Annotated in this window: 21 protein-coding genes; 7 read left to right on the top strand and 14 right to left on the bottom strand. The window is 58.9% G+C overall.

All coding sequences use genetic code 11. The annotated features are described in order from the left end of the window. Positions 1-145 precede the first annotated feature (145 nt). On the top strand, positions 146-952 hold the full coding sequence (locus RUM8411_RS12235; RefSeq protein WP_085823048.1) for a mechanosensitive ion channel family protein: 807 nt from the start codon (positions 146-148) through the stop codon (positions 950-952). 190 nt (positions 953-1,142) lie between these two features. Here RUM8411_RS12235 and ald read toward each other — a convergent pair whose 3' ends face one another. Next, entirely contained in the window at positions 1,143-2,261 is a 1,119-nt protein-coding gene (gene ald, locus RUM8411_RS12230; RefSeq protein ID WP_085822989.1) for an alanine dehydrogenase, read from the bottom strand. A 136-nt stretch (positions 2,262-2,397) separates the two neighbouring features. On the opposite strand from ald, the gene RUM8411_RS12225 reads away from it, so the two are divergent. Beyond that, entirely contained in the window at positions 2,398-2,856 is a 459-nt protein-coding gene (locus RUM8411_RS12225; protein WP_085822988.1) for an Lrp/AsnC family transcriptional regulator, read from the top strand. Between the two features lie 3 nt (positions 2,857-2,859). Here the strand turns inward: RUM8411_RS12225 and RUM8411_RS12220 are convergent, their stop codons facing one another. Further along, complete coding sequence (locus tag RUM8411_RS12220) at positions 2,860-3,699, bottom strand: CPBP family intramembrane glutamic endopeptidase (protein ID WP_143534890.1); 840 nt, start codon at positions 3,697-3,699, stop codon at positions 2,860-2,862. A 288-nt stretch (positions 3,700-3,987) separates the two neighbouring features. Between RUM8411_RS12220 and ppk2 the strand changes: the two genes are divergently transcribed. After that, positions 3,988-4,911, top strand: a complete 924-nt coding sequence (gene ppk2, locus RUM8411_RS12215; protein ID WP_085822986.1) for a polyphosphate kinase 2 — start codon at positions 3,988-3,990, stop codon at positions 4,909-4,911. 53 nt (positions 4,912-4,964) lie between these two features. Here ppk2 and RUM8411_RS12210 read toward each other — a convergent pair whose 3' ends face one another. The 3 genes from RUM8411_RS12210 to rpsU all read right to left on the bottom strand — a co-directional run bounded on the left by RUM8411_RS12210 (position 4,965) and on the right by rpsU (position 8,011). Continuing rightward, complete coding sequence (locus RUM8411_RS12210; protein ID WP_234995206.1) at positions 4,965-6,128, bottom strand: CAP domain-containing protein; 1,164 nt, start codon at positions 6,126-6,128, stop codon at positions 4,965-4,967. Between the two features lie 234 nt (positions 6,129-6,362). After that, entirely contained in the window at positions 6,363-7,505 is a 1,143-nt protein-coding gene (locus RUM8411_RS12205) for a CAP domain-containing protein (protein WP_085822984.1), read from the bottom strand. 299 nt (positions 7,506-7,804) lie between these two features. Beyond that, positions 7,805-8,011 (bottom strand): 30S ribosomal protein S21, encoded by a 207-nt coding sequence (gene rpsU, locus RUM8411_RS12200; protein ID WP_005614280.1) that lies wholly within the window; start codon positions 8,009-8,011, stop codon positions 7,805-7,807. A gap of 111 nt (positions 8,012-8,122) precedes the next feature. Between rpsU and RUM8411_RS12195 the strand changes: the two genes are divergently transcribed. Both RUM8411_RS12195 and RUM8411_RS12190 read left to right on the top strand, forming a co-directional pair. Further along, on the top strand, positions 8,123-8,815 hold the full coding sequence (locus RUM8411_RS12195) for a COQ9 family protein (protein WP_085822983.1): 693 nt from the start codon (positions 8,123-8,125) through the stop codon (positions 8,813-8,815). Positions 8,816-8,877: 62 nt separating this feature from the next. Further along, the gene (locus RUM8411_RS12190) at positions 8,878-9,864 is read left to right on the top strand and encodes an NAD(P)H-quinone oxidoreductase (protein WP_085822982.1); all 987 of its coding nucleotides are present in this window, start codon (positions 8,878-8,880) and stop codon (positions 9,862-9,864) included. Positions 9,865-9,896: 32 nt separating this feature from the next. Here RUM8411_RS12190 and RUM8411_RS12185 read toward each other — a convergent pair whose 3' ends face one another. Continuing rightward, the gene (locus RUM8411_RS12185) at positions 9,897-10,754 is read right to left on the bottom strand and encodes a DUF2189 domain-containing protein (RefSeq protein WP_085823047.1); all 858 of its coding nucleotides are present in this window, start codon (positions 10,752-10,754) and stop codon (positions 9,897-9,899) included. A 192-nt stretch (positions 10,755-10,946) separates the two neighbouring features. Between RUM8411_RS12185 and RUM8411_RS12180 the strand changes: the two genes are divergently transcribed. Then, on the top strand, positions 10,947-11,930 hold the full coding sequence (locus RUM8411_RS12180) for a quinone oxidoreductase family protein (protein ID WP_085822981.1): 984 nt from the start codon (positions 10,947-10,949) through the stop codon (positions 11,928-11,930). Between the two features lie 53 nt (positions 11,931-11,983). On the opposite strand, the gene RUM8411_RS12175 is transcribed toward RUM8411_RS12180, so the two are convergent. Beyond that, positions 11,984-12,517: an outer membrane protein gene (locus tag RUM8411_RS12175; protein WP_085823046.1), complete on the bottom strand. Its 534-nt coding sequence runs from the start codon at positions 12,515-12,517 to the stop codon at positions 11,984-11,986. Positions 12,518-12,761: 244 nt separating this feature from the next. Then, complete coding sequence (locus tag RUM8411_RS12170; RefSeq protein WP_085822980.1) at positions 12,762-13,238, bottom strand: YHS domain-containing (seleno)protein; 477 nt, start codon at positions 13,236-13,238, stop codon at positions 12,762-12,764. A gap of 170 nt (positions 13,239-13,408) precedes the next feature. On the opposite strand from RUM8411_RS12170, the gene RUM8411_RS23195 reads away from it, so the two are divergent. Beyond that, entirely contained in the window at positions 13,409-13,648 is a 240-nt protein-coding gene (locus RUM8411_RS23195) for a hypothetical protein (RefSeq protein ID WP_159453888.1), read from the top strand. A 50-nt stretch (positions 13,649-13,698) separates the two neighbouring features. On the opposite strand, the gene plsY is transcribed toward RUM8411_RS23195, so the two are convergent. From plsY to RUM8411_RS12135, 6 genes are read right to left on the bottom strand one after another with little or no spacing between them, the layout of a single operon-like run. Beyond that, positions 13,699-14,304 carry a glycerol-3-phosphate 1-O-acyltransferase PlsY gene (plsY, locus tag RUM8411_RS12160; protein WP_085822979.1) on the bottom strand — a complete coding sequence of 202 codons (606 nt, stop codon included), beginning with the start codon at positions 14,302-14,304 and terminating at the stop codon, positions 13,699-13,701. Further along, positions 14,304-15,584 carry a dihydroorotase gene (gene pyrC / locus RUM8411_RS12155; RefSeq protein ID WP_085822978.1) on the bottom strand — a complete coding sequence of 427 codons (1,281 nt, stop codon included), beginning with the start codon at positions 15,582-15,584 and terminating at the stop codon, positions 14,304-14,306. Before pyrC ends, plsY begins: the two co-directional genes overlap by 1 nt. Beyond that, complete coding sequence (locus tag RUM8411_RS12150; protein ID WP_085822977.1) at positions 15,581-15,967, bottom strand: hypothetical protein; 387 nt, start codon at positions 15,965-15,967, stop codon at positions 15,581-15,583. The genes pyrC and RUM8411_RS12150 overlap by 4 nt, the downstream gene beginning before the upstream one ends. Then, the gene (locus tag RUM8411_RS12145) at positions 15,952-16,470 is read right to left on the bottom strand and encodes a hypothetical protein (protein WP_085822976.1); all 519 of its coding nucleotides are present in this window, start codon (positions 16,468-16,470) and stop codon (positions 15,952-15,954) included. The genes RUM8411_RS12150 and RUM8411_RS12145 overlap by 16 nt, the downstream gene beginning before the upstream one ends. Beyond that, positions 16,467-17,402, bottom strand: a complete 936-nt coding sequence (locus RUM8411_RS12140) for an aspartate carbamoyltransferase catalytic subunit (RefSeq protein WP_085822975.1) — start codon at positions 17,400-17,402, stop codon at positions 16,467-16,469. Before RUM8411_RS12140 ends, RUM8411_RS12145 begins: the two co-directional genes overlap by 4 nt. 60 nt (positions 17,403-17,462) lie before the next feature. Continuing rightward, on the bottom strand, positions 17,463-18,092 hold the full coding sequence (locus RUM8411_RS12135; RefSeq protein WP_234995205.1) for a scavenger receptor class F, member 2: 630 nt from the start codon (positions 18,090-18,092) through the stop codon (positions 17,463-17,465). Positions 18,093-18,153 lie beyond the last annotated feature (61 nt).

Below are 18,153 nucleotides of genomic sequence, written 5' to 3'. Positions count from 1 at the left end.
CATTCCCGGTCAGGCGCTGTGTATTTGGGAACAACGGGGAAAAGCCGTGCATCTCACACCTAGACCAAAAGCCGGTTATCGCTCACACTCTCGCGCATCCCGCGTTGATGACGCGGGATTGTCATGAATCGAAAAGGAGATGCGTGTGGATGAGGTCGTAACACAGGTGGGTGCCTATGCCCCCCTGATTATGAACGCGGTCAAGGCGTTGGTCGTACTGATCCTTGGCTGGATTGTTGCCGGAGCGATCGCCGGTGTAGTCCGGCGCCGGATCAATGCAACGCCGAATATTGACCAGACGCTGGGCAGTTTTGTTGCCAGCCTGGTGAAATGGGTGATCCTGGCAATGGTGCTGGTTGCCGTGCTGGGTATTTTCGGGATCGAGGCCACAAGTATCGTCGCCATTCTGGGTGCCGCGTCGCTGGCCATCGGTCTGGCGCTGCAGGGCACGCTTAGCGATCTTGCCGCTGGTGTCATGCTGGTGGTCTTCCGCCCGTATAAGCTGGGTCAATTCGTCGATATAGGCGGGACGTCGGGCACTGTGAAGGATCTGAACCTGTTCACCACAGAACTGGTAACGCCGGACAATGTGCAGATTATTGTGCCGAACGGACAGTCCTGGGGGTCGATCATCACCAACTACTCGGCTCATGACACGCGACGTGTCGATCTGGTCTTTGGCATTGATTACGGTGACAACGCCGATGAGGCGATGAAGATCATTCTGGATGTTGCCAAAGCCGATACGCGCATACTGGGAGACCCTGAGCCTTGGGTGCGGGTGACTAATCTGGGTGACAGTTCGGTCGATCTGACGGCCCGCCTGTGGTGCGCAGCGGCGGATTACTGGGATGTGAAGTTTGAGACCACCAAAGCGGTGAAAGAGGCCTTTGACGCCAAGGGTGTTTCGATCCCCTATCCGCATTCTGTGGAAATCCATAAAGAGGCGTGAGGGCTTCCGCCCGTCGATCAGGCATTAAAATGCCCTCCTCCGGTTGGGTCCGGCGCCGCGCTGACGCGCGGCGCCGTTGTATTTGCGGTAACGTCGGAACAAGAACCAACAACGCCGCACCGCAGGTGCGGCGCTGGGCCCAACACTGTAATACGCCCTCGTCAGAGGGCGTTTTCAGGGGCGGGAGCGCTTAGGACTTGATCACCACATTGGGGGATACCACGTCGATCCCCAGTGCTTTGCCAACCGCGTAATAGGTCAGCTGACCGGCATGAACGTTCAAACCTGCCAGCAGATGTGGGTCGTCCTGGCAGGCTTGTTTCCAGCCTTTGTCGGCCAGTGACAGCAGGAACGGCATCGTCGCATTCCCCAGCGCAATGGTCGAAGTGCGCGCAACCGCGCCGGGCATGTTGGCCACACAGTAATGCATGATGCCGTCCACCTCATAGATCGGATCGGCATGGGTGGTGGCCTTCGAGGTTTCAAAGCAGCCGCCTTGGTCGATGGCCACATCCACCAGAACCGCGCCCGGTTTCATGGTCGACAATTGCGCGCGGGTCACCAGTTTGGGGGCCGCAGCGCCTGGGATCAGCACCGCGCCGATCACCATGTCGGCCGTCTGGATCAGTTCAGCCGTTGCACCTGCCGTCGAGTACTGGTTGTTGAACGTGTTGCCAAAGACATCGTCCAGATACCGCAGGCGCGGCAGCGAACGGTCCAGCACGGTGACATCAGCACCCATGCCAGCGGCGATCTTGGCCGCATGCGTGCCCACGACACCGCCGCCGATCACAACAACTTTCGCCGGGCCAACGCCTGGTACGCCACCCATCAGAACACCACGGCCGCCATTGGCCTTTTGCAATGTCCACGAGCCGACCTGCGGTGCCAGACGGCCTGCAACCTCGGACATCGGTGCCAGCAGGGGCAGGCCTCCGGCCGCATCGGTGACGGTTTCATAAGCGATGGCCGTGCAGCCCGAGGACAGCAGGTCATGGGTTTGATCCGGATCCGGTGCCAAGTGCAGATAGGTGAACAGCAGCTGGCCTTCGCGCAGCATCTTACGCTCGACGGCCTGGGGTTCTTTGACCTTCACGATCATGTCGGCGGTGGCAAAGACTTCGGCTGCGGTGTCGACGATCCGGGCGCCGGCGGCCATGTATGCATCGTTGTCAAAACCCGATCCCATACCGGCATCGGTTTCGATGAGGACCTCATGACCTCGCGCAACGGCCTCTTGCGCGGCGTTGGGGGTCATGCCAACGCGGAACTCCTGGGGTTTGATTTCCTTGGGGCAACCGATTTTCATTTTAGGTCTCCATTCATAAACTGCCTAAATTATGTGCAATTTGAGACGCAATTTCTGTGAAACTCTGCCCGCATTCACGCTTTTAATCGGGATATTTTCCGGTAAACTTCGAATACTCTGCAAAGGTCTTGCGTGAATGAGCCTAGATACGACCGATAAAAAGATTCTAGCCGCGCTTCAGCGAAATGGCCGCATGTCGAATGCGGAGCTGTCCGAGCAGGTAAACCTGTCCCCTTCCGCCTGTCACCGGCGGGTGCAGCGGCTTGAGGCGGATGGTTATATCAAGAACTATGTGGCACTGCTGGACGCGCGGAAAATGAACGTACCGACGACGGTGTTTGTCGAGATCACGTTGCAGGGCCAGGCCGAAGAGGTTCTGGATGCGTTCGAAAAGGCCGTGGCCCGCATCCCCGACGTGTTGGAATGCCATCTGATGGCGGGAACGGCCGATTATATTCTGAAAGTCGTCGCCGAAAATACCGAAGATTTTGCCCGCATCCACCGCCAATACCTGTCGCGATTGCCGAGGGTGGCACAGATGCAAAGTTCATTTGCATTGCGCACGGTGTTCAAGACCACAGCCTTGCCGGTGTGATGCTCAGGCCGGGGCAGGGTAGGTAAACAGGACCAGATGCAGGACGTTAAATCCGAAATGCATCAAAACCGGCACCCATAGCCGTCCGGTCGCGTAATACCCCAAACCACACGCGCCCCCGAGGATTGCAGCAAAGACAACCAGCGCGGGGCCACCGCCGAAATGGGCCAGACCGAACAGCAGGCTGGCAGCGGCAATGGCAATCGGCGCCCCGAGTTGGGAGGCAATGGCCGATTGCAGGTAGCCGCGAAAAAACGCCTCTTCGGTTAAGCAGGTCAGAAACAAGTTGGCTAAAGCGAATATCAGCCACCAATGCGGCAAGCCAAATTCGGGCCGGACAGCACCCGTTGCGAGCCCAAGAAGAAAAAGAGCCGGCAGGATCGTGAGGCCCGCGACCAGCGGCATCACTCGGGTAGGTAGCACATTGCGTGTCATTCCGGGCCAGGCCAGCAGAACGGCGAACAGAACCAGCGGCTTGTCGAGGTTCAGGTGCAGCGTGAATGTGGTGCTATCGAGCCCGGCTTGGACCTGATCCAGAACCAACAAGTTGTGAAAGCCGGGCACCAGATGCGCCCCCAGCGCAAGGCTCCACAGGACCAGCGCCAGATGCCCCAGCAGTGCAACTCTCCCGGAAAGACGATGTAGCATGCCCGCGCCCAGCGGGCCAATCGCGGCGATTATAGCGGCGAGCGGTGTGACAAGGCCAAGCGCCAGTGCCACGCCGCCAAAGACCGTCAGCAAGGTCAGGCCCAGAGCTTGCCTGCCGGACACCCCACTGACCTGCGCGGCCATCAGGATTAGCCAAGGCCAGACCATCGGCAGAAGGGAAAGGAAATGGGCCACGAAAATCTCAAGGTTGTTTCGAAGCCCTTGATGCCGTCACACCCTGGCCCATTGCAAGGCTGCAAGAGGTCAGATTTCACCAAGTTGTTGGCAATGCGTCAACTCTGACGGTTGTATCTAGCGTTAAGCGGGTCCAAATAAGGAGAAAGGCCGGACACCCTTATGCATTACCTTGATCCAGCTGTTGCGCGCAGCGCCGGCTTGAATAGGGTTATTCATCAATTGCTCTGATGACATCAGGTGTTTACATGCGCCTATTACGGTCCGAACCCGACAGACGATAAGGAAATGACCTTGGCTTACGAAAACGAATACGCCCCGAAAGACTGGTTGGAAGCCGAGTTGGAAGACACGCTGGACGAAGATTTTGAGATCGAATTCAGCGAACCCATGCTCTCGATGGAAATTCGCAAGATCTATAAGGATCAGCATCCCGATATGCTGGACCGCAAGGTCTATTTCCGCAATCTGCTGCGCCTGCAGGCCGAATTGATCAAAGTGCAGGATTGGGTGCAGCATACCGGGGCCAAGGTCTGCATTCTGTTCGAAGGCCGCGATAGCGCAGGCAAGGGCGGCGTGATCAAACGCATCACACAGCGTCTGAACCCGAGGGTGGCGCGCGTGGTTGCCCTTCCAGCTCCCAGCCGTCGCGAACAGAGCCAGTGGTATTTCCAACGCTATGTGCCGCACCTGCCCGCCGCCGGTGAAATCGTGCTGTTCGACCGGTCCTGGTACAACCGCGCCGGGGTCGAACGGGTAATGGGCTTTGCCAGCGATGATCAGGTGGGACAGTTCTTTCAGGACGTTCCCGAATTCGAACGGATGCTGGTTCGGTCGGGGATCATCCTACTGAAGTACTGGTTCTCGATCACCGATGAAGAACAGCAGCTGCGGTTCCTGATGCGCATCCACGATCCGATGAAACAGTGGAAATTGTCCCCGATGGATTTGGAATCCCGAATCCGCTGGGAAGCCTATACTAAGGCCAAGGAAGACATGCTGTTCCGCACCAACATCCCCGAAGCGCCGTGGTATATTGTTGAAGGCAATGACAAGAAGCGCGAGCGTCTCAATTGTATCGAGCATCTTTTGACCAAAGTTCCCTATGCAGACGTGCCGCAGGAAAAGGTCGATCTTCCGGATCGCAAATACAATCCGGAATACGAACGCCGTATCCTGCCGGACGAATTGCACGTGCCCAAGATCTATTAACTAAAAAAAGCCCCCGAATCGGGGGCTTTGGGGTTCGCGAGCAAGAGTGTGGCTTAGAAAACAAAGTCGTTGTTATCGAGGCTGGAGAGCAAAGTATTCTCCAGGATCATTTCGTTTCCTTGTCCGTCATTGATGATGACGTCACTGCCGGATTGCCGGATGTGGTTGTTCATCAGGTCAGCGTAGCTGTTGATGGTCTGCGATGGTGTCAGAATAACCCGATCTCCGTCTGAAAAGTCCTTTACCCGGTCCTTGCCCGTCATGAACACAAAGTTGTCGGCGCCGCTTCCACCGATCATCACGTCGTCTCCTGCGCCGCCGAGCAATTGGTCATTTCCGCCGCCTCCGACCAGACGATCATTGCCGCCATGGCCTATCAGCAGGTCGTTGCCAGATCCTCCATGCAAAAAGTCGTTTCCAGCGCCACCAAAGAGCTGATCATGTCCTGTAGCTCCGACGAGCTTGTCGTTTTGACCTCCACCGCGGAGCACATCATTGCCATTGCCGCCGTTCAGATCGTCATCATCGCGGCCGCCATTCAGGACGTCGTTTCCATCGAGCCCTCGTAGAGTGTCTTTCCCCTGGCGACCAACCAGAACATCGTGACCGCTTTGCCCGAACAGCGTATCGTCCCCGTCAAAGCCATCCAGTCTTCCGGATTGCCCCGCTTTCAAGGCAAACCAGTCATTCGCCCCGGATCCGTTGGTTCCGGCCGCGACAAACAAAGGACCTGTTGGTGCGGGGTCCACCGGATCAGGTACGGGTGTGCCACCCTGGCCTGTTCCGCCATTGTCCAATTGCACCGGCGCGGACGTCCGGGCAAAGTTCTGTGTCACCATGATGGCATTTACGCCGTTGTAGTTCCCAACCTCGATACCGATGCCAACGACGGTCACGTTCGGATCAAGGATGTTGGCCCGGTGGCCGGAGCTGTTCATCAGACCGTTGTGCAGATCCTGTACATCGTCAGACAGACCCGGAGCACCGCGCACGCTTTGCCATGCAATATTCTCGGTCGCGCGCCAGCTGCCTGAAAAGTTAAAACCGGCACTGCCCATGCGGTCCCAGGGTTGGGAACCCCCGGCACCAGTATGGCTGAACTGATCCACGTTCAGCATCCATTTGCTGTGGTCTTCTGCCGCGTCGTTCAGCCGAAGTTCAAGCCGGACAGGAGCAAGCCCTGCTTGCGCGCGCTCTGCATTGATCAATGCAAGCATCTGCCTTTCCAGGGTGCTGGCCGTTGACATGATTCTGCCTCCAATAGATTGAGTTATTTTGGCGGGACATTAATGGCGAGAATTTGGCGGGATATAGTCGCAAACTGGACCGCCCCGCCTTTTAGGCGAATTGCCACCGTCGGGTTCGCCCTATTTGTGCAGAAAACTGCGCAAACTGCTCTTTTCCGGTGTCGCGACGCACCGTTCCGATGCGTCGCGTATCTGGCTGAGACTTTAGACAAAGTCCATCATGCACCCGTCTTCCACCAAGATCGGTATGAACGAAGTCTCAAGCTGGGCCGCGCCGCCACCCGGCGTGATATCCTCGATGGTTTTGGTGTCATCGCAGAAGTCCCCGGCCAGCATGAAATCGTCGCTTTCCATAGGGTCTGTTGTGGCCATCTCGGTGTCGGTCAGCCTGAAATCATCGACCAGAACCAGCAAGTCGTTCACGAACCCTTCGATTGCCGCCAGAAACGCTTCGACGTCGAAACAATCACCAGTGGTGGCGTCAGTGACATCTGTCCCCGGCGTCTCAGTATCCGGGCCTTCGGGATCGGTGATGTCGGTTTCAGGGGGATCGGTGTCTTCGACATCTGTCACCTCAGGATCACCGGTGGCGGGCTCGTCGACCTCAGGCGTTTCTTCTTCCGGCGCGTCAGCGTCCGTGACCTCGGCGTCAGGGGTTTCTGCGGCGGGGTCTTCGGTTTCGGTCACTTCGGGGTCGTCCGTGACATCCGTGTCGGGAAGGTCGACCTCAGGCGTCTCTTCCGCTGGCGTATCGTTGTCTGTGACCTCGGTTTCCGGCTCCTCGGTGTTCTCGTCTGACTCGGTCACGGGGGTCTCGGTGACGTCGGTTTCGGGGTTTTCGGTTTCAGGGTCCTCCACCATATCGACCGGTGGCACGGGGGCATCGCCGGAGTCCAGAACGACCTGGCCATCGGTTGTGGCAAAGTTCTGGGTCACCATGACTGCGTCCCAGCCGTTGAAATCGCCTTCTTCGATGCCGATCCCGATGTATTCATAGTCCGGGTTCAGGATATTGGCGCGGTGGCCCGGGCTGTTCATCAGGCTTTGATGCAGTTGGTCCACGTCGTCGCTGATGCCTTCGGCGCCGCGCTCTGATTGCCAGGCAATGTTTTCGCCCGAGCGCCAGCTGCCGTCAAAGTCGAACCCGGCATCTTCCATCCGTTGGGCTGCGCTGGATCCACCTGATCCGGTGTGACTAAACGTGTCCCGGTCCAGCATCCAAGTGCTGTGATCCTCGGACGAGTCGTTCAGGCGGGTTTCAAGTTGCAGCGGGGTCAGCCCTCGGGATGTGCGCTCATTGTTGATGAGCGCCAGCATTTCTTGCTCGACGGTGTTTGCAGTAGACATGATGCCTCCATTTGGTTGGTCGTCTGATTAGACCGGGCCAGTTACAGGGGCCATCGAATGGGCGAACAGGGGGGCCGGGGAATTCAGCACATTCCGGCAGGGCTGTGCTGCGAATGCGGGATTCGCTGCGCTGCAAAATGCCGGGCAAAACACCGCTGAGCCGGATTTGGCAGCTTGCCGCCCAGCAAGAGAGCTACTTCGGCGGATTGCAACCGGGCCTTGAAACGACAAACCCCCGGGCAATGCCGCGGGGGTCGTCAAATAGTGTCATCCAAAGCTGGACGAGTCGCGGGCCGCTGTTAGAGCAAACCTTCGCGCTGTGCTTTCTTACGTGCCAGTTTACGGGCACGGCGGATCGCTTCAGCTTTCTCGCGCGCTTTTTTCTCGGACGGTTTCTCGAAATGTTGCTTAAGCTTCATTTCGCGGAACACGCCTTCGCGCTGCAGCTTTTTCTTCAGGGCACGAAGCGCCTGATCGACGTTATTGTCGCGAACACTAACCTGCATGTGGTTGTCACCACCTTTCTAGATAGAGTTGCAAGGAAATTGCAGGAATTGGCCGTATAGCAAAGCCGGTCTATCTTGTCTAGTACTGGGTCCAGGAACCGGAGAACCGCCATGACCACCACGTATGAAGATGCAAAACAACAGCTTTTGGACGCGATGTTGACCCATGTGCCGTTTGACGGCTGGTCGGAAACCAGCTTTCGCGCCGCTGTCACGGATTGCGGAATCGATGACGCTCTGGCGCGCGCGATCTGCCCGCGTGGTGCGGTTGATCTGGCGCTGGCGTTTCATGCGAATGGCGACACGGCCATGGTCGAACGCCTGAATTCAACGGACCTGAGCGATCTGAAATTCCGTGAACGCATTGCCGCAGCGGTCCGGTTCCGGCTTGAGGCCGTACCGGACAAGGAACTGGTGCGCCGCGGAATGACCCTGTTTTCCCTGCCCACCCATGCAGCCGACGGGGCCAAGGCATTGTGGCAGACCTGTGGGCTGATCTGGGACACGCTGGGGGATACCTCGGAAGATGTGAACTGGTACACCAAACGGGCGACTTTGTCGGGGGTCTATTCCTCCACCCTGTTGTTCTGGCTGGGGGACGATTCGCCCGACCATCAGAAGACGTGGGAGTTTCTCGACCGTCGCATCGACAACGTTATGCAGTTCGAAAAAATCAAGGCGCAGGTCAATGACAACCCGCTGTTCAAACCGTTTCTGGCGGTTCCTAACTGGCTGGCCGGTCAGGTAAAGGCGCCGATGAAAATGCGGGCAGACTTGCCCGGAGTACTGAACCCGCGCAAGTAGCCCCGTTGCGGCTGGGCCTTTGGGATTTTGCCTGCTAGGCATTGGGCAAAGGAGATTTGCCTATGACCCAGATGATGCGCGCTGTTGAGATCACCAAACCCGGCGGCCCGGATGTTCTGCAACTGACCGAACGCCCGGTGCCCGAGCCAGACGCAGGTCAGGTGATCCTGCGGGTGGCCTATGTTGGGGTGAATCGCCCGGATGCGCTGCAGCGGGCAGGGGCCTATGATCCGCCTCCGGGTGCCAGCGACCTGCCGGGGCTTGAGGCTTCGGGCGAGGTTGTGGCCCTGGGCGACGGTGTCGAAGGCTTGGCGGTTGGCGATCAGGTTTGCGCGTTGTTGCCGGGCGGCGGATACGCGGAATACGTAGCCACGCCCGCCGCACATTGTCTGCCCGTGCCAGAAGGGATGGGTCTGAAAGAGGCCGCGTGCCTGCCCGAGACCTTCTTTACCGTCTGGTCCAACGTCTTCACCCGCGGTGGCCTGAAAGCCGGAGAACGGTTTCTGGTGCATGGCGGCTCCAGCGGTATTGGCACCACAGCGATTCAATTGGCCAACGCCTTTGGCGCGCGGGTGTTTGCCACCGCCGGGTCGGCCGAAAAGTGCGAGGCCTGTTTGAAATTGGGGGCAGAGAAGGCGATCAACTATCGCGATGAGGATTTCGTGGCGGCCATGCGGGCCGAGGGCGGCGCAAACCTGATCCTCGACATGGTGGGCGGCGATTACATCCCGCGCAACATCAAGGCTCTGGCCGAAGACGGGCGGCTGGTGCAGATCGCATTCCTGCAAGGGCCGGTGGTCGAGCTGAACTTTGCCCTGATGATGGTCAAGCGCCTGACCCTGACCGGCAGTACCCTGCGCCCGCAAAGCGATCTGGCCAAGGCAAACATAGCGCAAGACCTGCGCGAAGCGGTCTGGCCGCTGCTGGCCGCTGGCAAGGTTGCCCCGGTCATGGACAGCGAGTTTGATCTGGGTGACGCCGCAGCGGCCCATGCGCGGATGGAAAGCTCTGGCCATATTGGCAAGATCGTCCTGAAAGTCGCGGAGTAACGGTGGCGCGGGGTCCGCCCCGCGCAGGCCCGTCAGACCACGGCGCGGCGATACAGATGCCAGGTCGCGTGGCCCAAGACCGGCATCACAACGATCAGGCCCAGCAATATCGGGATCGCGCCGACAAACAGCATCGCCGCCACGATGAACCCCCAGGTCAGGATGACACCGGGATTGTGCCGCAGCACCCGGGCCGAAGTGACAACCGCCACAGGCAGCCCGACCTTGCGATCCAGCAGCAGCGGAAAGCTGACGACGCTGATCGCCAAAGCGACAAGTGCAAACAGGAAGCCCACCGCGTTACCGGCCACGATCATCGTCCATCCAGTACTCGTGGTAAACACTTGCGTTACAAAAGCACCCAAAGAGGCCGGTAGATCAGGTCCCAGCGTGTGGACATAAATGCTCTGCGCGACCATCAGCCAGATCAGCAGCAGCATCACCAGATAAAACCCCAGCGCAAGGATGGCTCCAAAGGAAGGTGATCGGAACACACCCAATGCATCCAACCAGTGAACTTCGCCCCCCTGTTCGCGCTTGCGGCTGATTTCATACAAGCCCACCGCGGCCACAGGCCCGATCAGGGCGAACCCGGCAATCAATGGTGCCAACAGCGGCACCAAATTGCGGTTCAGCCCGAACCCGAACATCAGCAGCCCGGCGATGGGGTAAATCAGCACCACAAAGATCGCATCCGCCCGCGTTTCCAGAAAATCCTGATATCCTGCCCGCAAACAGAACCGCAGATCACTCAGGGTTAAAGTCTGTACCACCGGCAAGTGCCGGGTATCTGCGCTACCGATACGGGTGACGCTTTCTGCAATATGATCACTGGTCGCGCCGATATTCTGAGCGGCCCAACTGATCGGATTTCCAATTGTCTTGGCCATCTTCATCCCCTCCCTTTGCGTATCAGCGCAGCGGGGTAAATCCGGCATCGGTTGCCCTTGGCCGGACCAGCCGGCAACGTCTGAACCCTTAGTATACCACATTTTTCGTGTTTTGGTTGCACCACTCGAAATCGTGTCGATTGCCCTGAATCTCAGGCGTGATAGCTTGGCGGAAGGTTACAGGAGGTGAGCATGCAGCAAACGGCACGTACCGTCGTTATTCACGAACACGGCGGCCCCGAAGTTCTGAGGATTGAAGACCGCGCCATTAGCGATCCGGGCCCCGGACAGGTTCGCATTCGCCATCAGGCCTGTGGGCTGAATTTCATTGATGTTTATCAGCGCGCAGGCCTGTACCCGATGGAGATGCCGCACGCGCTGGGGATGGAAGCTGCTGGCGTGATTGAGGCCGTAGGCGAGGGTGTGACCCATCTGGAACCAGGCCAGCGCGCGGCATATGCCGCAGCCCCCGCCGGAGCGTATTGCGAAGCGCGTGTGATGCCTGCGGCACAGGTCTGCCCGCTGCCCGACAGCATATCCTTTGACGCCGCGGCAGCGATGATGCTCAAGGGGTTGACGGTTGAATACCTGTTCAATCGCACGACGCCATTGAAACGAGGAGACACTGTGCTGTTTCATGCTGCTGCCGGGGGTGTCGGGCTGATCGCCTGTCAGTGGGCCAAATCCGAAGGGATCAAACTGATCGGCACTGCGGGGACGGATGAAAAATGCAGCCTGGCCCAGTTCAACGGAGCCGCCCATTGTATCAATTACCAGACCGAGAACTTTGCCCAACGCGTGGCCGAGATCACCAAGGGCGAGGGCGTGGACGTGGTGATGGACTCGATCGGGGCGGATACGTTCGAAGGGTCGCTGGATAGCCTGAAGCCCTTAGGGATGATGATCTCGTTTGGCAATGCGTCGGGATCGGTGCCACTGATTGATATTGGTATTCTGGCCAAGAAAGGGTCGCTCAAGATCACCCGTCCGACCCTGTTCACGCATATTGCCGATCACACAGTGTGTCAGGCCATGGCGCGGCGTCTGTTTGGCAAGGTCGAAGGCGGCGAGGTCAAAATTCACATTGATCAGCGTTTTCCGTTGGATCAGGTGGCGGACGCCCATCGCGCGCTTGAGGCGCGGAAGACCACGGGCAGCACAATTCTGGAGCTGTAAAACAGGTAAACCCGGTGCTTGCGCGCCGGGTCCGTTTTGCGTGAATTCTAGCTTCAGAAACGGTAAGCCGCCCGAAGCTGAACAGTTGTTGCATCCACGTCGATCCCGGTAGAGTCGAAATCGTTGAACTCGTGGTACAGAATTTCACCACCGACGCTAATATTCGGGGCCACGATCTGTTCATAGCCCGCCCCGATGAACCAGCCATCGTCGCTGCCCAGATTGTCGGTTCCGGCCTCAGCAAACCCGCCGGTACCATAGAGCAACCCTTGGGATGTCACCTTGTATCCGGCGCGCGCCTTGATGCGCCAAACGTCTTCAACTTCGACGCCGGGGGTCAGCTCAATTCCGGTCCAGTCATAGTCAAAACCGGCCCCCACGACCCAGTCACCAAGATCATAGTCGTACCCCAGAATGATACCTCCGATTGCGCCATCACCATTTACACCTGAGATATTGGTGTCGATATCGGCGTAGCCAAATTGCAGGCCGCCGTAAAACCCGGTCCAGTTGCCGGATGATTGCGCCATTGCCGAACCCGCAGCAAAGGTCGCGATAACAGAGGCGAGAACAATTTTACCTGTCATAATATTATCCTTTCGTCTGAAATTGGGCGCGGCAAACACCCGCTGCCCGTTCATCTGTACTGATTACTACGGCCCGGTCGGATGACTGGATCACAGCGCAACGGCACATTCCGACCCCGGAAAAACGCTCCGCTTATCTGCGGACACGTGTCTTGCTAAAGATGTAGGTTTGCAAATGGGTCGTTTCAAACGACAATCGGCGGCAGAGTGCTCTGCCGCCGATCCAAGAATTTCTGTAGGCGATTTATTGCGCTTGCAGCTCTGCCGGGGTCTTTTCAGCAATAGTTTCCCAGTTGGTGCTGGCCTGTTCGATAAAGCCTGGGATGTCGCCTTCCCAGCGTTCCTGGATGTCTTGCGACAGGTTCAGGTACAGCTTGTTGTCAACGATCTTCCAATATGTCGGGTCACCGTCAAATTTGAAGCCCATCGCGGCGCCGAATGCGCAGTAGCCGCCATATGCAGGCAGGTATGCTTCGGGGTTGGCTTCAAACGCGGCTTTGTTTTCTTCATTGGAAAAACGGTACATTGCATCGTCGTGCAATGTGGTGATGCGGTAATCACCTTTGGTCGGTTCACCTTCGGTAAAGTAGGCAACCGGGTCGTAACCTTGCATGGCCAAACCGGTCGAGCTTGCGTTCAGTTCAACGCCTGCAGCCAGGGCCGAGCTTGCGATTGCAACGGACAGCGCGACGCCGCCAATGAGAGATTTGAACTTGTTCATGTTGTTCACCTTTCGTGAAACGGGCGGCCGAGCGATGCTATAATTGCACCAAGGCAACCCCGGAGATTTTGAGTTGAGCGACCGTCAATTGGCCGCCACGCAACCGAGGTGGGCAGTGGCGTCTTCACGTTCAAAACAATCAATTGTGAGTGTGCGCAGATAAAGGGTCGATGTTCAAAAATGCAGAGCAGCCATCACGGATCACTGCGCCACCCGATTACGAAATCGGTGACCTTTTGCACCGACATCTCGCAGGGGCGCAGGAGGGCGCCATTGTTGCGGGTCAGGTAAAGGTTCAGGCTGATGTAATCGCCACCGCCTTGTTCATCGGCGACCAGTTTGAGGGATTTCCCCCCGGCCAGCTCTGTGCGACTGACCGTTTATCGTTTGCCATTGCTCTGCCCGGTTGACGTGCCCGCAGGGATCGCGAAGAAGGCGGTTAGAAAGGCGTCGGATGCGGTCAAGACTTGCCGATTCTGGGTTCAGTGCCTGTGCGAATACGGGCGACGTTCTCGTGGTGACGCCAATAGACCAGCAAGGTCAGGACCACGCCTAGAATAAAGGCTCTCGCGTCGGTCAAAACCATTACCCAAATGGTTGACATCGCGGCGGCAACCAGCGCGCCCAGCGATGAGATGCGCCAGATCAGCGCTGCAACCAGCCATGTCAGGCAACAGGCGACACCGACGCGCCAGTCCAGCGCCAGCCACAGGCCCAGAAAGGTGGCGACGCCTTTGCCGCCTTTGAACCCCAGCCAGACCGGAAAGCAATGGCCCAGAAAAGCCGCCAGCGCAGCGATCTGAGCGGCATCCTCGCCCGCAATAGCGCGGGCCAGAAGCACGGCGGCCGCACCTTTGGCCGCATCGAACAGAAGCGTCAGCGCAGCAGCGGCCTTGTTGCCAGTGCGCAGAACGTTGGTTGCGCCGATGTTTCCGGACCCGATCTGGCGCAGATTGCCCAGCCCCATCACCTTGGCAATGATCATGCCAAAGGGGATGGACCCCATCAGATACCCAATCGCGGCCCAGAGGATCAGCTGGGTCATGAAACTGTCAAAGGGCGGCATCAGGGTCTCCGGTATACTTCTTGTCCAGCCACGTAGGTTGCGGTGACCTTACCTTGCATCCGCTGCCCGTCAAACGGTGTGTTCTGCGATTTCGATTTTAGTGAAAACCGGTCAAGCACAAAGGGCACATCCGGGTCGAAAAATACCAGATCAGCCGGTGCGCCAACAGACAGACGACCACTGTCCAGACCCAGCCGTTTTGCCGGATTCAATGCCATGGCGCAGAACAGGGTGGGCAAGTCCAACTGGCCGGCGTGATACAGGCGCAGCGCTGCTGGCAGCAACGTCTCAAGCGCGACAGCGCCCGAGGCCGCCTCTTCGAACGGCAGACGTTTGCTTTCTTCATCCTGCGGCGTGTGCATCGAGCTGATCGTGTCGATCAGGCCGGTCCGTACCGCCTCGATCACGGCCTGACGGTCATCCTCGGACCGCAGCGGTGGCTTGACCTTGAAGAAGGTGCGATAGTCGGCAACGTCCAGCTCGTTCAGCGTCAGATGGTGGATCGAGGTTCCGGCGGTGATGTCCAGCCCATTGGCCTTGGCTCGTTCCAGCGCGGGCAAGGCGCGGGCGGTGGTGACCTGATCGGCGTGATAGGCAGCACCGGTCATCTCCAGCAGGGCGATGTCGCGGTCCAGCCCCATCCGTTCCGCCATGGGTGAGACGGCGGGCAACCCGCGCAGCGCGGCGAACTTGCCGCTGGTCGCTGCCGCACCGCCGCTAAGGCCGGGGTCCTGCGGGTGCGCGATCACCAGAGCACCACAAGAGCGCGCATAGGTCAGCGCGCGGGAAAACACCTTGGTGTTGGCAATGACGTGGTCGCAATCTGTAAACGCGACCGCTCCGGCGTCTTGCAGAAAGCCGATTTCCGTCATCTCACGACCCTCGCGGCCCTTGGTCAGGGCGGCCATCGGCACCACATTCACCGGTGCATCTGCCTGCGCGCGGCGGGTGACAAATTCCAGGCTTTCGGGCGTGTCTGTGGCCGGGCTGGTATCGGGTCGTGTGACGATGGTGGTGACTCCACCCGCAGCGGCTGCAAGACCTGCGGACTTGTAGCTTTCCTTATGTCGCTCGCCCGGCTCGCACACTTTGACGCCGATATCGACGATCCCGGGGGCCAGGTATTTTCCGCCGCAGTCGATGATCGTTGCACCTTGTGCCCGAGCGTCGCCGTCACCGCGCGCCGCGATCCGGCCATTGGATACTTGCAGCCAGCCAATGCTGTCGGTGCCGGTCTCAGGGTCAATCAGGTGGGCGTTGGTGAAGATCAGGTTGCTCATGCCATGGCCCTTTCAATCGCGGCTTTGGTGGCGGCCGGATCCGCCTGGTATTTGATCAGATGCTTGTCGCCGCCCTTGGTGACGATCTGGACAAAGCTGCCCATGATATTGACCGTCGCGATCTGGGCCAGCACCACGTTGCGCGGACCAGGGCCGATCAGGGCCTGATCGGACAAATCCCATGTGGCGGCCAGATCTTCCGAGGCCAGATACCAGGCGCGCAGCCCGACAGCTGCCAGACCTGCTGGGGCACCGGTCCAGACAAAAGGGTTGCCGACCAGCCACAGCACAACCATCGCACCGGCCATGGCCACGGCGGCCAGCCACGCGTTGGTGCGCAGATAGGCGCCCCTGTCGGGGGTGAAGGTCACAGGATCAGCCATAGGACCCCTCCGACAACAAGCAGGATAACAAGCGCCAGAACGGCCGAGCCGATGCGACGCGGTTTGGGACCTTCGGGCAGGGTCTGCGGGGCAGAAAACGGCTTGGCGCTTTCGGTTTCGATCTTGCCGCCGGTCCAGTTGGTGGTCTCTTCGGTGTAAAGACCGACCAGATGCACGCGGGGGTCCGGCTTCAGATCCGCACCCTGCCCGTCAAAGGCCGCGCTGCGCAGGACCATGACCCAGCCTTCGATGGCCTCAAGCATAGTGCGGTTCAGCTGATCCGCAGAGACGCCGCACCCATCGTTCAGATAGCCAAAAAGCCCCAGCTCTTCGAGGTCCGACACCGGGAAAACGTCGATCTGCGCCGGGTCCAGCCCGCTGACGCCCAAAATCTGATCCGCAGCACCGGGTTCGCGCAGGAACTTCGCTTCTTCGGTGCGCATGTCCAGCGAAAACAGGCGCAGCACGCCGCGTTCATGAGGGGCGACTGTCAGGTTGCTCATGCGGCGTCTCGCTGATTTCGGGCCAGCAGCTCCATCGCGGCCATGCGAACGGCGACGCCCATCTCAACCTGTTCCTGGATGACAGAGCGGTTGATATCGTCGGCCAGCGTGCCGTCAATCTCGACCCCGCGGTTCATCGGGCCGGGATGCATCACGATGGCATCGGGCTTGGCCAGCGCCAGCTTGGCGGCGTCCAGTCCGTAGCGGTGGTAATACTCGCGTTCCGAAGGGATAAAACCTCCATCCATCCGCTCTTTCTGAAGACGCAGCATCATCACGACATCGACGTCCTTCAGGCCTTCGTTCATATCGTCATAAATCTCGGCACCAAAATCGACAAACTGGCTGGGGACCAGTGTCGGTGGACCGATCAGGCGGATGCGGTTTTCCATCTTGCCCAGCAGGATCAGGTTCGACCGCGCTACGCGGGAATGGGCAACATCGCCGCAAATAGCAATGTTGAGCCGGTGCAAACGTCCCTTGGCGCGGCGAATGGTCAGCGCGTCCAGCAGGGCCTGCGTTGGATGTTCATGCCGCCCGTCGCCCGCGTTCAGCACCGCACAATTGACTTTCTGTGCCAACAAGTCCACCGCGCCGGAATGCGGATGGCGCACCACCAGCAGATCGGGGTGCATCGCGTTCAGGGTCATCGCTGTGTCGATCAGCGTCTCGCCTTTTTTGATCGAGCTCGCCTGCATCGCCATATTCATCACATCCGCGCCCAGACGCTTGCCAGCGATCTCAAAGCTGGCCTGCGTGCGGGTCGAGTTTTCAAAGAACATGTTGATCTGGGTCAGCCCCGACAGCACGTCCGAATGTTTGGCGGACTGCCGGTTCAGGTCGACATATTTCTCAGCCAGGTCAAGGATGGCGGTGATATCGGATTGCGACAGATGCTCAATGCCAAGAAGGTGACGATGGGCGAAACGCATGGGGCGGGCTCCTGTCTGACAATCGGCCTGCTTATAAGAAGCCGGGCGCGCCGAGGCAACCTAAGGATCAGAGCCTTCGGACAGTTTCTCGCATCCGCCGTCGGGCAAGCATTGTTCACCGGGTTTGCACCATTTGCCATAGCCGCAATCGATGGCCTTGATCGGAACACAGCCCTGATGTTCGGAACACTTGAACCCGGGACGGCATTGCGAGTCGGTTTCCTCGCACATGAACCAGCCGGGGCGCGAGCATCCGCCGCCCGGCAAACAGGACGATCCGGATGCGCAGGACTGGCCGTCGTCGCATAAGGTGGGCAGGCCCTGGATGGCGGTGTTTGGGTCAAATTCAGGCCTGATCCTCTCGCATTCACCGCGCGCATTGCAGAACGTGTTGCCAGAACAATCGAGGCGCGAATTGCATTTGTTGGCCCCCGCAGGCGCGCAGCGCGTACCGCCTGCCACGCAGCGCTCAAACGCACCACAGGACCGGCCACCGCCGCAATAGGTGCCGCCCGCGCGGATGCAATAGCCGTCAAAGCTGCATCTCTGACCGGCCGAACAGCAGCGGCTGCCACATTGAAACTGCCCGCCGCGGCACTGGCTGTTGCGGTCGAAAAGCTGTGAAAATGCAGGGCTGCCGACCGTAGTCAACAACACGCCAATCAAAAGGAATCGCAATAACATCATCATGAACGGACCCATGGTCGGTGCGGCGGACCGCCCGATCAAGGCCTATTCGCTTTCCCTCGAT

Origin of the sequence: Ruegeria meonggei (genome assembly GCF_900172215.1) — a bacterium.
In the GTDB taxonomy this organism is placed as follows: domain Bacteria; phylum Pseudomonadota; class Alphaproteobacteria; order Rhodobacterales; family Rhodobacteraceae; genus Ruegeria; species Ruegeria meonggei.
This window is presented reverse-complemented; position numbering and strand designations above follow the sequence as displayed.